Below are 12480 nucleotides of genomic sequence, written 5' to 3' on the forward strand. Positions count from 1 at the left end.
AGGCTTTCCAGCAGCGCCGTTTCCTCGCCGCAGATATAGGCGCCCGCGCCGTGGTGAATATAGAAATCGAAATCCCAGCCAGACCCGGCGGCGTTCTTGCCCAGCAATCCCGCATCATAGCATTCGTCAACAGCGGCTTGCAGCGCCTCACGCTCGCGGATGAACTCGCCGCGGATATACAGATAGCAGGCGTGCGCCCCCATCGCGAACGAGGCGATCAGCGCGCCTTCGATCAGCGTATGCGGGTCGTGGCGCATGATCTCGCGGTCCTTGCAGGTCGCGGGTTCCGATTCGTCGCCGTTGATAACCAGATAGGACGGACGCCCATCCGAGGATTCCTTGGGCATGAACGACCATTTCAGCCCGGTCGGAAAGCCCGCCCCACCGCGCCCGCGCAGACCAGACGCCTTGACCTGTTCAACAATCTTGTCGCGCCCGCGCGCGATAATATCGGCGGTCCCATCCCAGCAGCCACGGCGCTTTGCCCCCGCAAGGCTGCGGTCGCCCATCCCGTAGAGGTTGGTAAAGATGCGGTCCTGATCTTTCAGCATTCCATCAACGTCCTTCTTGGGGCGGGTTTACCCGTTCCTGCGCCGCCAGATACGCCAGGTCACCAGCAGCGACCAGACAAAAGCGCCGATCGCGGCCAGATCGACGAGAAACGCCCATTTCGGCGCCCAGCCATAATGCCCGCCAGCCCAGTTCAGCGCCAGCCACATCACCATCGCCACCGCGATCACCACGGCGACAAGGCGCATCTGGGCGGTATCGGTGTGACCCGCCATCATTCATACACCTCGCCCGCCTCGACGCGTTGCGAAAATTCGGTTTGCGCGCCGGTCGCCAGAACCCGCGCCTGCCCCACCCAGTCATCGGCCCGGATACGCGCGCCCATACGACCGATCAGCGCGGCAAAGCGGTCGATCTCTGCGGCATCCCAGCCCGCAATCTGTTCAAATCGCGTAACCCCATGATCGTTCAACAGATTTTCTAGCTTTGGCCCGACACCCTTGATCTGTTTCAGATCATCGGGCAGCCGTTTTTTCTTGGCCTTTTTGGCCTTGGTGGGCTTTTCGTCCTTGGCTGCCTTGTCTTTCTTGGCCTTTTTCGATTTGGACTTTTTCTTGTCGTCCTTGTCTTTCTTGGGCTTTTTCACCTTGACCGGCTGGGCGTCGAACGCCTCGGGGATCGAAGGGGCCGATTGCACCGGATCGGGCACAGCCATCAAAGCAGCGGGCGCGGGTGCTGGCGGCACGGGCTGAGCAGTCGATTCCGACACCGCTTTTCCCGTCGCCACATCTGCCACCTCGACCGGCAATTCCCGCCTGGCGGGTGCTTTCGGCTCCGGCACAACGACAGGTTCTGGCGCAGCGAACCTTACCGGCGCAGCGACCGGCGGCATATCAGACATGCCGGGATCATATTCGGGCTGATCGTCGCCACCCAGCCAGACGGCCAGCGCATAGCATAAACCAGCCGCCACCAACCCAAGGAACAGGCCCGCCAACCAGTGCAGGTCGCCGACGACCGTCAGCGCGAACCAGACGGCCAGACCGATACCGGCCGCAACCATCTTGTTCGTCTGCTGGCTGTCTATGCGTTGCACCTGCATCCCCCGTTTGCCGTCAGTTGCCCGACGTATCGTCTTTGGCCGCAGCCGCCGCGTCGGCTGCGCGTTCCCTGTCGCCCGCACCCTCGACACGATCATGATCGGCCTCGGCGGCGTCATCGGCACCCTTGGCGGCGGCAGCATCGCTGGTGCGTTCCGCCTGAGCCTGAATGACCGGATCATTTTCATCGGGGGGCGTTTCCAGATGCGCGCCGCCCAGCCATTTGGTCAGGATCGGAACCTCGGTCCCGTCGATGCGCTTGACCGTTTCGCCCAGATCAACGGCGCGCTGCACGCTGCCGTTATACTGCGCGCCTGTCCCTTTGAGTGCGGCCAGCGCAATCGGCCCGCCCAGCGGCTCTGATGAAAAGCGCCCGTTTTGCGGACCGGGGACCGGCACCTGCCCGGCGGCCAGCGCGTCGATCAACGCCGACAGCTTTTCGGCGGTCAGGTCTTCATAGAAATCCTTGCCGATCTGCACCATGGGCGCATTCGTGCAGGCGCCCAGACATTCGACCTCTTCCCACGAAAACAGCCCGTTCGCCGACACGGTGTGCGGCGTCGGCGCGATCTTTTCCTTGCAGACCCGGATCAGATCGCCCGCGCCGCAGATCATGCAGGTCGTGGTGCCGCAAATCTGGATATTCGCAACTGAACCAACGGGTTGTAGCTGGAACATAAAGTAGAATGTCGCAACCTCAAGCACCCGGATATAGGGCATCCCCAGCAGATTGCCGACATATTCGATAGCCGGACGGGTCAGCCAGCCCTCTTGTTCCTGGGCACGCCACAGGATCGGGATCACCGCTGACTGCTGGCGACCCTCGGGGTATTTGGTCATCTGCGCCCGCGCCCATTCAAGGTTCGCAGGCGTGAACTCAAAACTGTCCGGCTGGACGGCGGCAAGACGACGCAGCATCAGCGATCAACCTCTCCGAACACAATATCCATAGTGGCGATGATGGCGCTGATGTCGGCCAGCAGATGGCCGCGCCCCATGAAATCCATCGCCTGCAAATGCGCAAAGCCCGGCGCGCGCAGCTTGACGCGGTAAGGGCGGTTGGTGCCATCCGACACCATATAGACGCCGAACTCACCCTTGGGGGCCTCGACGGCGGCGTAAACCTCGCCCGCGGGCACCTTGAAACCCTCGGTATACAGCTTGAAGTGGTGGATCAGGCTTTCCATGTCGCGCTTCATGTCGGCGCGCTTGGGCGGGGCCAGCTTGCCCCGCGCCAGCACATCGCCAACGGGTTCGGCGCGCAGTTTCTGGATCGCCTGCTGAATGATCCTGGTGCTTTCATACATCTCGGCCATGCGGCACAGATAGCGATCATAGCAATCCCCGTTCTTGCCAACCGGCACCTTGAAGTCGAACTCACTATAGCATTCATAAGGTTGGCTGCGCCGCAGATCCCACGACAGGCCCGATCCCCGCGCCATCACGCCGCTAAAGCCCCAGGCCATCACATCATCGGGCGACACGATGCCAATATCGACCAGCCGCTGCTTGAAGATGCGGTTGTCGGTCAACAACGTGTGGATGTCATCAACCTTGGCCGGGAAGGTTTCGCACCACGCCTCAAGATCGTCCAAAAAGCGGGCGTCCAGATCCTGATGCACACCGCCGGGGCGGAAATAGTTCGCGTGCAGCCGCGCGCCCGAGGCGCGTTCGTAAAAGATCATCAGATCTTCACGCGGTTCGTGCCCCCACAGCGGCGGGGTCAGCGCGCCCACGTCCATCGCGCCGGTGGTCAGCGTCAGCAGGTGGTTCAGCAGACGCCCCATCTCGCAGAACATCACCCGGATCAGGCTGGCGCGGCGCGGAATGACGGTGCCAGTCAGCTTTTCGATCGCCAGACAATAGGCATGTTCCTGATTCATCGGCGACACATAGTCCAGCCGGTCCAGATAGGGCGCGTTTTGCAGATAGGTGCGCGATTCCATCAGCTTTTCAGTGCCACGATGCAGCAGACCGATATGCGGATCGGCGCGTTCCACAATCTCGCCGTCCAGTTCCAGAACCAGACGCAAAACGCCATGCGCCGCAGGGTGTTGCGGGCCAAAGTTGACGTTAAAGTTGCGCAACCGCTGTTCGCCGGTCAGGAAATCGCCCGAACCGTCGTCATAGCTGTTGTTGCGAATATCGCCGTCCATCATCTTAACCCTCGTCCTTGGGGGCAAACATGGCCATGAACTCGGCCCCGGTCATGGTTTTATGCGGCCCGGCCAGCGCATAGCTGGCGGGTTTGTCATCAATAAAAATCTCGGTCTCCAGCGGGAACCGGGCCGGATCGTCAAAGCACTGGACCGAAACAACATATTGCGCCCCGTCATGGGTCCGCCAGAACAGGGATGAACCGCATGTCTGGCAGAACATCCGCTCGCCCCAGTCGGACGACTGCCAGACACCCAGCGGCGCCCCTTCGGCCATCTGCGGCGCACCGTCCAGTTGCACACCGATGAACATGCCCGCCGTCCAGCGTCGGCAGATGCTGCAATGGCAGACATCCGCCGTGGCATGAGGCTGCGCCGTGAACGAACACGCCCCACAGGCACAGCGACCGGAAAGTATCTGATTAGCCATCACACCCCCGCCCCGACAACGGCGCGTTTCTGCGCCAAGCGGTCCATGAATTTATTGCTACCGATCAGGGCACGCTGATGCCGCCCCTGCCCGATCAGATCCACGCCATCATGCGCCGATACGTCAAACCACAGGAACTTGCCGTCACGTTCCGCCAGCCGCGCCGTCACCGTGACTTGCTGCCCCGGCAAGGTAGGCGCGACATGGCTGAAATCGACATGCGTGCCAAGCGATTGTTCGCCATCGTCATAGAACGGGCGGATCATCTCGACGCAGGCCCATTCCATCAGCCCGGTATAAAACGCCGTCGCAAACACCTGCGGCATTTCGGGAAAGGCGTCCAGATCAGAAAACAGCGCCGGCACCGTATGAGACGGCTGAACCGTCATACGATGTTCATGCATGGCACCTATTTCCAGACCGGGTTTCACGTCGCCGTCCCTTTCTCGTCTCCGGGCAGTACGTATTTCGCGCCTTCCCACGGCGATAGAAAATCGAACTGACGGTATTCCTGCACCAGCTTGACAGGCTCGTAAACGACGCGCTTTTCCGCGTCGTCATAACGCACCTCGACATAGCCGGTGGTCGGGAAATCCTTGCGCAGCGGATGGCCGCGGAAACCATAGTCGGTCAGGATGCGGCGCAGATCCTCGTGCCCGGCAAAGGCGATGCCGAACATGTCGAACACCTCACGCTCATACCAGTTGGCGTTCGGGAACACGCCGGTCAACGAGGGCACGGGTTCATCCTCGCGCACCGAGGCTTTGATGCGGACACGCTGGTTGCGATACATCGACAGGAAATGCCAGACCACATCGAACCGCGCGGTGCGGCCCGGATGATCCACCGCCGTAATGTCGATCAGCGAGGCAAAGCGGCAGTTCGGATCGCCACGCAGAAATTCGGCCAGTTCAACGATGTTGTTGGCCACCGCCGTCACGGTCAGTTCGCCCAAGGCGATATTGCTTTCCACCACATCATCGGGGCGGCGCAGCGCGATGTGTTCAGCCAGTTCGGCCAGCGCATCAACATCGGGATAAACGGGGGCGATTGCGTCAGCCATGGCTTACCTCACCAGCGTGCCGGTGCGCCGGATGCGGCGCTGAAGTTGCAAGATGCCATACAGCAGCGCCTCGGCCGTGGGGGGGCAGCCAGGCACATAGATGTCCACCGGCACCACACGGTCGCAGCCACGCACCACTGAATAGCTGTAATGGTAATAGCCGCCACCGTTAGCACATGACCCCATCGAAATCACATAGCGCGGCTCGGGCATCTGGTCATAGACCTTGCGCAGCGCAGGCGCCATCTTGTTGGTCAGCGTGCCGGCCACGATCATCAGGTCCGACTGCCGGGGCGAGGCGCGCGGCGCGGTGCCGAACCGTTCCAGATCGTAACGCGGCATCGACAACTGAATCATCTCGACCGCGCAACAGGCCAGACCAAAGGTCATCCAGTGCAGGCTGCCATTGCGCGCCCAGTTGATGATGTCTTCGGTCGTGGTCAGCAGGAAACCCTTGTCCTGCAATTCACGATTCATCAGCCGCACGTCATGTTCGCGGTCAATGCCTGCGGTATTCGCGCCGGTCATCACGCCCATTCCAGCGCCCCTTTCTTCCACTCATAAGCAAAGCCGACGGTCAGCACCCCAAGGAATACGATCATCGACCAGAAGGCCACGTCCGACAGGCCCGCAAAACTGACCGCCCAGGGGAACAGGAAGGCCACCTCAAGGTCAAAGATGATGAACAGGATCGCGACCAGATAGAACCGCACGTCGAATTTCATCCGCGCGTCATCAAAGGCGTTAAAGCCGCATTCATAGGCGCTGACCTTTTCCGGGTCGGGGTTGCGCACCGCCAGCACGGCAGCGGCCAGAATCAGCACCAGCGCCAGCGCCGACGCCATCCCGAAAAAGATCAGGATCGGCAGGTATTCCCGCGCCAGATATTCCTGCAACAGCATTTCCACGGACATGTCCCCCTATAGGTCGCGAGGGGGGCATGGCTCACCCGCGACGGGTTTGGCTGTTGCCGGTTTAGCCCCCGCGCCTGCCGTGGTCAACGGTCGCGCACGATCCTGTGCGGCCAAATCCCGGACGCAGCCCCGGAAATCACCCCGAGCGGCAGTTGCGTCGTTAACGCTAACGGTATATCATCCGCACAGCCACAGCCTCAAGGATCATCCCGATGCGCCTGAACGCCACTCTCGAACGTGTTACCGACCGGATTCGCGAACGGTCCGCCGCCAGCCGCGCCGCCTATCTGGCGAAAATCGCCGCCGCCGCTGAACAAGGCCCGCGTCGGGCGCATCTGTCCTGCGGCAATCAGGCCCATGCCTATGCCGCGATGGACGACAAGGACGATCTGGCGACCACCCGCAAACCCAATATCGGCATCGTCAGCGCCTATAATGACATGCTGTCCGCCCATCAGCCCTATGAGAAATTCCCCGACATCATCCGCGCCGCCGGTCATGATGCAGGCGCCACCGTGCAGGTCGCGGGCGGCGTGCCCGCCATGTGCGACGGCGTGACGCAGGGCCGCGCCGGGATGGAGCTGTCGCTGTTTTCCCGCGACGTGATCGCGCTGGCCGCAGGCGTGGCGCTCAGCCATGACACCTTCGACGCGGCGATGTATCTGGGCGTTTGCGACAAGATCGTGCCGGGTCTTGTCATCGCCGCCGCCACCTTTGGCCACATCCCCGCCGTCTTTGTGCCCGCCGGTCCCATGCCGTCCGGCCTGCCCAATGACGAAAAGGCCAAGGTCCGCCAGCAATTCGCCACGGGCGAAGTGGGCCGCGACGCGCTGATGGCCGCCGAGATGGCCAGCTATCACGCACCCGGCACCTGCACCTTTTACGGCACCGCCAACAGCAACCAGATGCTGATGGAGTTCATGGGCCTGCACCTGCCCGGATCATCATTCGTCAACCCCAACACCCCGCTGCGTCAGGCCCTGACCGTGGCGGCCACTCGCCGCGCCGCCGCCATTACCCGCCTTGGCAACGACTACCTGCCCGCGGGCGAGGTGCTGGACGAACGCGCCTTCGTCAACGGCATCGTCGGGCTGATGGCGACCGGCGGATCGACCAACCTGATCCTGCATCTGCCCGCCATGGCCCGCGCCGCCGGCGTGCTGATCGACCTCGAAGATTTCCACGATCTGTCGGAAACCGTGCCCCTGATGGCCCGCGTCTATCCGAACGGGCTGGCCGACGTGAACCACTTCCACGCCGCAGGCGGCCTTGGCTATATGATTGGCCACCTGCTGGATGCGGGCCTGTTGCACGCCGATGTGAAAACCATCAACGGCACCGGGCTGGACGGCTATACCGCCGAACCGAAACTGGACGGCACTGCGATCCGCTGGGAACCCGGCGCGCAGGAATCGCTGAACGACAAGATCCTGCGCCCCGCATCCGACCCCTTCGCCCCCACCGGCGGGCTGAAACAACTGCAAGGCAACCTTGGCCGCGGCGTCATCAAAACCTCTGCCGTCGCCCCCGAGCGTCACATCATTCAGGCCCCGGCGCGCGTGTTCAGCGATCAGGAACAGGTCAAGGCGGCATTCAAGGCAGGCGAATTCACCCAGGACACCGTGGTCGTCGTCCGCTTTCAGGGGCCGCGCGCCAACGGGATGCCGGAACTGCACTCATTAACCCCGATGCTGGCCGTGCTGCAAGATCGCGGCCTGCGCGTCGCCCTTGTCACCGATGGCCGCATGTCCGGCGCGTCGGGCAAAGTCCCCGCCGCCATCCACATCGCCCCCGAGGCCGCAAACGGCGGCCCGCTGGCGCGGATCCGTGACGGCGACCTGATCCGCATGGACGCCACCGCAGGCACCATCGACTGTCTGACCCAAGGCTGGGACACCCGCGAACCCGCATCCTTCGACCCATCCCACAGCGCCACCGGCATGGGCCGCGAACTGTTCGCCGCCTTCCGCGCCACCGCAGGTTCTGCCGACACGGGGGCCTGCTCGGTCGTCTGACCGGCATCTTCTGTCCTTAAATATCCTCGGGGGGAGTCGCGGAACGCGACGGGGGGCAGACAGCCCCCTGCCCCCGTGCCAGCCATGCGCTACGCCGCAACGACAGCGCAGGTTTCCATGATCGCATGGCGCAGATGCGTGGCGAAATCGGTCGCCAGCGCACATGCGGGACCATCGGTCACATAGATGTTGATCCAGGTCGGCGGCAAAGGCGGCAAAGCGCCGCCATGGTCGATCACCTCCAGCCCCGGTATCGACAGCGCGCGCGGATGCACGTTCACACCCAGATCAGCCAGCGTCAGCACCCGGTTGGTATCATTCCCGCCCGCCATATTGACTGACACCCATTCGATCCCGGCCTGATCCAGCGCCGCACAGGCGACGGGAATATAGGCGCAGCTCTGCGTGTTCGCCATCGGCAAGGGGCGCTGCCGCCATGCCTGCCCGCCCACCGCGCCGAACCACTCCAGATCGACCTTGCACAGATGATGCGCGCCGGGCGGACAGTCGAATTCCGTCGTCACGATCAGATCGTGATCGCCGCGCTGAAACTCAGCCAGCAGATCGCGGGTCATGCTGTCATTCATGCGCAGATCAACGTCAGGATGCGCCTGCCGAAAGCTGCGCACGCCGCGCGGCACATGCAGATGCAGCCAGTCGCTACTGAACCCCAGCCGCAGCCGCCCCTTGGGCCGCCGCCCGGTAAAGCGCGCGATGATCGCATCGTTCATCGCCACCAGTCGGCGGCTTTCACCCAGCAGGGCCTGCGCGAATTCGGTCAGCACCACGCCGCGCCCCTGCTTTTCCAGCATCGGGCGGCCAAAGGTTTCGTCCAGCCGCCGCATCTGCATCGACAGCGCGCTTTGCGTCATGTTCAGCGCCTCGGCTGCACGGGTCACGGTGCCGCATTCAGCCACCGCCTGAAGCGACCGCAGTGTGGCAATGTCGAGGTTTCTCATATCACGCCCCCTGATGGTATACCTCAAAATCATTCATTTCACGAATGACATAATCCATATCACAAATCAATCGTGGCGATGAAAAATTCCACAACCATAAATGATGTGAATGATTCACATCAAGGAAACCAAAGCAATGTCCATCATCCGCACCACGTTGCGCCGCATCCTTGCCCGCCGCAACCACCGCTGCACCAACCTGCCTGATCCGGCACGCACCACCGACGCCCAGCTTGCCGCGACGGGGCTGGACCGCGACCGGCTGATCGCGCTGCACAGATGCGGCGACTGGAATCCGCCCGACTGGTGGCTGCGCCACCCGCGATCCGGCCGTGCAGAACGATGATCGCCGTGTCCCCGCAGCATAGGGTCACGCAGCGCCCCGGCCTGTGGCAACGGCTGATCCGCATGGTCACCCTGACCCGCACTCGCCGCGCATTGGCCGGACTGGACGATGACCGGCTGCGCGACATCGGCCTGACACGGGCGCAGGCGGAACACGAATTCAGCCGCTGGCCATGGGATACGGGTAATCAAAACCGCCGACACACTGGCGTAGCCAGCCATTCTTTATCCGCGGCACAAACCTCGGAAAGCGCCTGAACAGCGGCCCAGGCACCCTAGCCTGCCGCCGGCCGCTCGGAATAGCGGTCAACCAACTGACCGCGATGCGGGCGGGTCAGCACGGTAAAGCGGATCAGCTCCTCGGCCACGTCAACGATCCGGTCGTAATAAGGCGAAGCCCGCATCCGCCCGTTTTCGTCAAACTCGGCATGAACGCGCGCCACTGACGACTGGTTGGGAATGGTGAACATCCGCATCCATCGCCCCAGCACCCGCATGGTATTCAGCGCATTAAAGCTTTGCGAGCCACCACAGACCTGCATCAGCGCCAGACAGCGCCCCTGCGTGGGCCGGATCGCGCCAATCGACAGCGGGATGTGGTCGATCTGCGCCTTCATCAGCCCCGACATCTGGCCATGCGTTTCGGGGCTGGACCAGATCATCGCATCGCTCCACAACACATGTTCGTGCAGATCGGCGATGGCGGGATGGCCATCCTCGTGCTGATCGGGAAAGGGCAGATCAGCGGGGTCAAATATCCGCACCTCGGCCCCCATGACGATCAGCAGACGCGCGGCCTCTTCGGCCACCAGCCGCGAATAGCTGTGCGGGCGCAGGCTGCCATACAGCAGCAACACCCGCACCGGCGGCTCATCGGGGCCAAGCCCCGCCGCCGGACGTGGCAACAGACGCGAACGGTCCAGCGCGGGCAGATGATGCGGGTCAGGCAGATCGCGCAGGCGCATCAGGGCAAGACCTTGCGCACCGCCTCAATCGGCCGCGCGATCACCGCGCCCCTGGCCGAAAACACCACCGGGCGCTGGATCAGGATCGGATGCGCGGCCATGGCGGCGATCAGATCGTCATCGCTTAACCCCGGATCACCCAGGCCCAGTTCGGCATAAGGCGTGCCCTTTTGCCGGATCAGGTCGCGCGCAGGAATCCCCAGTGCGTCCAGCGCCGCCCGGATTTCCGCGACCGAGGGCGGGTCTTTCTGATAATCGCGCACCACGGGGTCAATGCCCGCATCGCGGATCAGCGCCAGCGCATTGCGCGAGGTGCTGCATTTCGGGTTGTGCCAGATGGTAACGGTATCGCTCATGCCCCCAGACTAGCCCGCGCGCCCGCCCCGCAGCAAGGCCGGAAAGCCGCGCTAGCCTGGCATCTGAACCACGACCTTACCCTTGGCGCGTCCGGTTTCCAGATAGGCCATCGCATCCGCGATCTGGTCAAAGGGGAACACGCGGTCGATGACCGGATGCAGAACCCCGTCGTCAATCAGCCCTGCCAGCAGCGCCAGATCGGGGCCAGAGGGGTGCATGAACAGATAACGATAGCGCACCCCGGCCCGCGCCGCCCCCGCCCGGATCTTGCGCGAGACCAGCCAGAACAGCGCCGCCATCACCGGCCCGCGTCCCAGATCCTTGCGCGCGGTGACGGGTTCGGGCATTCCGGCGATAGACACGACCGTGCCGCCGGGGCGCATAATGGAAAAGGTCTGCATCAAGGTGTCGCCGCCGATCAGATCAAAGGCGGCATCCAGATCGCCCAGCAGATCAGAGAAATTTTCCGATGTGTAATCAATGATCTGATCCGCACCCAACCGTTCGACCAGCGCCCGCCCGCGCGGGGATGCCGTGGTGGCGACCCATGCGCCCATCCATTTCGCCAGAGGGATCGCAAAGCTGCCGACCCCGCCAGCGCCGCCCGAGATGAACACACGCCCCCCCGCCCGCAGCGCCAGTTCGTCGCGCAGCGCCTGCACGGCCGTCAGCCCGGCCAAAGGCACCCCCGCCGCCGTCACAAAGTCAACCGAAGCCGGCATCGGCGCCAGAACCTCGACCGGCAGCGCGGCATATTCGGCAAAGGCCCCCATCGCATCCTTTGGCGTGCGCGCAAACACCCGGTCGCCGCGCGCAAAGCCGGTGACGCCCGGCCCGCAATCCACCACCTCGCCTGCCAGTTCATTGCCCATCACGGCGGGCATGGGGTATTTCTGAATAACCTTCAGCATCCCCTGCCGGATTTTGAAATCGACCGGGTTCAGCCCCGCCGCGCGCACCCGCACCAAGACCTGCCCCGGCCCCGCGACCGGGCGCGGCACATCGCGCAAAGCCGCCGCATCCGGGCCGCCGTATGTCGTCATCATACAGGCGCGCATCATATCCTTGGTCATCCCCGCACCCCCGTCAGATCGGGGATCGGCAGGGCGCTGGTGGCCTTCAGCTCTTCCATCGACAACAGGGCGGTGACATTGTGGATTTTCACCTCGGAAATCAGCGCCTGATAGAAACGGTCATAGGCACGCGCATTCCGCACCTGCACCTTGAGGATATAGTCGATGTCGCCCGCCAGCCGATGCGCCTCGATCACCTCGGGGCGGGCGCGGACGGCGGCCAGAAAGCGCGCGGCCCAGTCGGGGTCATGTTCGCTGGTGCGCACCAGAACAAAGAAACATGCCTCCAGCCCCAGTGCCTCGGGGTCCAAAATCGCGACCTGACGGCGGATCACCCCGGCTTCGCGCAGACGGCGGATGCGGTTCCAGACCGGGGTCTTGGATGCGCCCACGCGGCGGGCCATTTCGTCCAGCGACAGGCTGGCATCCTCTTGCAGCAGCGCAAGGATTTTCCGGTCCACGTCATCCAGACGGACAGCGTTTTCATCAGACCCCGATGTTTTGGAACCATGTTCAACCATGACGCACCCTCGCAATAATTCATCCTTATTTTCCCGACCCTATCGCCAAAATCCAGAACAAAATTCTATATA

At 63.1% G+C, this 12480-nt stretch carries 16 protein-coding genes and 2 pseudogenes; 3 read left to right on the plus strand and 15 right to left on the minus strand.

The genetic code is table 11. From position 1 onward, the window contains the following. From Q4G22_RS13605 to Q4G22_RS13650, 10 genes and pseudogenes are all read right to left on the minus strand, one after another. Positions 1-551, minus strand: a pseudogene (locus Q4G22_RS13605) (NADH-quinone oxidoreductase subunit F); the annotation flags it as partial. 27 nt (positions 552-578) lie between these two features. Beyond that, complete coding sequence (locus tag Q4G22_RS13610) at positions 579-788, minus strand: DUF5337 family protein (protein ID WP_303386438.1); 210 nt, start codon at positions 786-788, stop codon at positions 579-581. Next, positions 785-1606 carry a hypothetical protein gene (locus tag Q4G22_RS13615; RefSeq protein ID WP_303386439.1) on the minus strand — a complete coding sequence of 274 codons (822 nt, stop codon included), beginning with the start codon at positions 1604-1606 and terminating at the stop codon, positions 785-787. The genes Q4G22_RS13610 and Q4G22_RS13615 overlap by 4 nt, the downstream gene beginning before the upstream one ends. 217 nt (positions 1607-1823) lie before the next feature. After that, positions 1824-2528, minus strand: a pseudogene (nuoE, locus tag Q4G22_RS13620) (NADH-quinone oxidoreductase subunit NuoE); the annotation flags it as partial. Beyond that, positions 2528-3769 carry an NADH-quinone oxidoreductase subunit D gene (locus Q4G22_RS13625; RefSeq protein WP_303386440.1) on the minus strand — a complete coding sequence of 414 codons (1242 nt, stop codon included), beginning with the start codon at positions 3767-3769 and terminating at the stop codon, positions 2528-2530. The pseudogene nuoE and the gene Q4G22_RS13625, both read right to left, overlap by 1 nt. Before the next feature lies 1 nt (position 3770). Continuing rightward, complete coding sequence (locus tag Q4G22_RS13630; RefSeq protein ID WP_303386441.1) at positions 3771-4196, minus strand: GFA family protein; 426 nt, start codon at positions 4194-4196, stop codon at positions 3771-3773. Continuing rightward, positions 4196-4627 carry a thioesterase family protein gene (locus Q4G22_RS13635; protein WP_303386442.1) on the minus strand — a complete coding sequence of 144 codons (432 nt, stop codon included), beginning with the start codon at positions 4625-4627 and terminating at the stop codon, positions 4196-4198. The genes Q4G22_RS13630 and Q4G22_RS13635 overlap by 1 nt, the downstream gene beginning before the upstream one ends. Further along, a complete protein-coding gene (locus Q4G22_RS13640) occupies positions 4624-5259 on the minus strand; it encodes an NADH-quinone oxidoreductase subunit C (protein WP_303386443.1) in 636 nt (211 codons plus the stop codon). The genes Q4G22_RS13635 and Q4G22_RS13640 overlap by 4 nt, the downstream gene beginning before the upstream one ends. Positions 5260-5262: 3 nt before the next feature. Then, positions 5263-5796 (minus strand): NADH-quinone oxidoreductase subunit B family protein, encoded by a 534-nt coding sequence (locus Q4G22_RS13645; protein WP_303361229.1) that lies wholly within the window; start codon positions 5794-5796, stop codon positions 5263-5265. Then, the gene (locus tag Q4G22_RS13650) at positions 5787-6173 is read right to left on the minus strand and encodes an NADH-quinone oxidoreductase subunit A (RefSeq protein WP_303386444.1); all 387 of its coding nucleotides are present in this window, start codon (positions 6171-6173) and stop codon (positions 5787-5789) included. The genes Q4G22_RS13645 and Q4G22_RS13650 overlap by 10 nt, the downstream gene beginning before the upstream one ends. A 212-nt stretch (positions 6174-6385) precedes the next feature. On the opposite strand from Q4G22_RS13650, the gene edd reads away from it, so the two are divergent. Beyond that, positions 6386-8188 (plus strand): phosphogluconate dehydratase, encoded by a 1803-nt coding sequence (gene edd, locus Q4G22_RS13655; protein WP_303386445.1) that lies wholly within the window; start codon positions 6386-6388, stop codon positions 8186-8188. An 89-nt stretch (positions 8189-8277) separates the two neighbouring features. Here the strand turns inward: edd and Q4G22_RS13660 are convergent, their stop codons facing one another. Further along, positions 8278-9147 carry a LysR family transcriptional regulator gene (locus Q4G22_RS13660; RefSeq protein WP_303386446.1) on the minus strand — a complete coding sequence of 290 codons (870 nt, stop codon included), beginning with the start codon at positions 9145-9147 and terminating at the stop codon, positions 8278-8280. 109 nt (positions 9148-9256) lie between these two features. Here Q4G22_RS13660 and Q4G22_RS13665 point away from each other — a divergent pair, with 109 nt between their 5' ends. Together Q4G22_RS13665 and Q4G22_RS13670 are read left to right on the plus strand one after the other, a co-directional pair. Continuing rightward, positions 9257-9493, plus strand: a complete 237-nt coding sequence (locus Q4G22_RS13665) for a hypothetical protein (RefSeq protein WP_303386447.1) — start codon at positions 9257-9259, stop codon at positions 9491-9493. Further along, on the plus strand, positions 9490-9750 hold the full coding sequence (locus Q4G22_RS13670) for a DUF1127 domain-containing protein (RefSeq protein ID WP_303386448.1): 261 nt from the start codon (positions 9490-9492) through the stop codon (positions 9748-9750). Before Q4G22_RS13665 ends, Q4G22_RS13670 begins: the two co-directional genes overlap by 4 nt. Positions 9751-9767: 17 nt before the next feature. Here Q4G22_RS13670 and arsH read toward each other — a convergent pair whose 3' ends face one another. Genes arsH through Q4G22_RS13690 form a run of 4 tightly spaced genes read right to left on the minus strand, consistent with a single transcriptional unit; the run spans position 9768 to position 12408 of the window. Further along, entirely contained in the window at positions 9768-10457 is a 690-nt protein-coding gene (arsH, locus tag Q4G22_RS13675; protein ID WP_303386449.1) for an arsenical resistance protein ArsH, read from the minus strand. Further along, the gene (arsC, locus tag Q4G22_RS13680) at positions 10457-10813 is read right to left on the minus strand and encodes an arsenate reductase (glutaredoxin) (protein ID WP_303386450.1); all 357 of its coding nucleotides are present in this window, start codon (positions 10811-10813) and stop codon (positions 10457-10459) included. Before arsC ends, arsH begins: the two co-directional genes overlap by 1 nt. Positions 10814-10864: 51 nt before the next feature. Then, positions 10865-11887, minus strand: a complete 1023-nt coding sequence (locus tag Q4G22_RS13685) for an NADP-dependent oxidoreductase (protein WP_303386451.1) — start codon at positions 11885-11887, stop codon at positions 10865-10867. Further along, positions 11884-12408: an Lrp/AsnC family transcriptional regulator gene (locus tag Q4G22_RS13690; RefSeq protein ID WP_303386452.1), complete on the minus strand. Its 525-nt coding sequence runs from the start codon at positions 12406-12408 to the stop codon at positions 11884-11886. The genes Q4G22_RS13685 and Q4G22_RS13690 overlap by 4 nt, the downstream gene beginning before the upstream one ends. Positions 12409-12480: the final 72 nt, after the last annotated feature.

The sequence above is a fragment of the Paracoccus sp. (in: a-proteobacteria) genome, assembly GCF_030538655.1.
Taxonomy (GTDB): Bacteria; Pseudomonadota; Alphaproteobacteria; order Rhodobacterales; family Rhodobacteraceae; genus Paracoccus.

What these genes read in the sequence shown, in the direction of transcription:
- Q4G22_RS13660 (WP_303386446.1), bottom strand. Translation starts at nt 9,147, where the DNA reads ATGAGAAACCTCGACATTGCCACACTGCGGTCGCTTCAGGCGGTGGCT.
- edd (WP_303386445.1), top strand. Translation starts at nt 6,386, where the DNA reads ATGCGCCTGAACGCCACTCTCGAACGTGTTACCGACCGGATTCGCGAA.
- Q4G22_RS13645 (WP_303361229.1), bottom strand. Translation starts at nt 5,796, where the DNA reads ATGGGCGTGATGACCGGCGCGAATACCGCAGGCATTGACCGCGAACAT.
- Q4G22_RS13625 (WP_303386440.1), bottom strand. Translation starts at nt 3,769, where the DNA reads ATGATGGACGGCGATATTCGCAACAACAGCTATGACGACGGTTCGGGC.
- Q4G22_RS13670 (WP_303386448.1), top strand. Translation starts at nt 9,490, where the DNA reads ATGATCGCCGTGTCCCCGCAGCATAGGGTCACGCAGCGCCCCGGCCTG.
- Q4G22_RS13650 (WP_303386444.1), bottom strand. Translation starts at nt 6,173, where the DNA reads ATGTCCGTGGAAATGCTGTTGCAGGAATATCTGGCGCGGGAATACCTG.
- Q4G22_RS13665 (WP_303386447.1), top strand. Translation starts at nt 9,257, where the DNA reads ATGATTCACATCAAGGAAACCAAAGCAATGTCCATCATCCGCACCACG.
- Q4G22_RS13685 (WP_303386451.1), bottom strand. Translation starts at nt 11,887, where the DNA reads ATGACCAAGGATATGATGCGCGCCTGTATGATGACGACATACGGCGGC.
- Q4G22_RS13640 (WP_303386443.1), bottom strand. Translation starts at nt 5,259, where the DNA reads ATGGCTGACGCAATCGCCCCCGTTTATCCCGATGTTGATGCGCTGGCC.
- Q4G22_RS13630 (WP_303386441.1), bottom strand. Translation starts at nt 4,196, where the DNA reads ATGGCTAATCAGATACTTTCCGGTCGCTGTGCCTGTGGGGCGTGTTCG.
- arsC (WP_303386450.1), bottom strand. Translation starts at nt 10,813, where the DNA reads ATGAGCGATACCGTTACCATCTGGCACAACCCGAAATGCAGCACCTCG.
- Q4G22_RS13690 (WP_303386452.1), bottom strand. Translation starts at nt 12,408, where the DNA reads ATGGTTGAACATGGTTCCAAAACATCGGGGTCTGATGAAAACGCTGTC.
- arsH (WP_303386449.1), bottom strand. Translation starts at nt 10,457, where the DNA reads ATGCGCCTGCGCGATCTGCCTGACCCGCATCATCTGCCCGCGCTGGAC.
- Q4G22_RS13610 (WP_303386438.1), bottom strand. Translation starts at nt 788, where the DNA reads ATGATGGCGGGTCACACCGATACCGCCCAGATGCGCCTTGTCGCCGTG.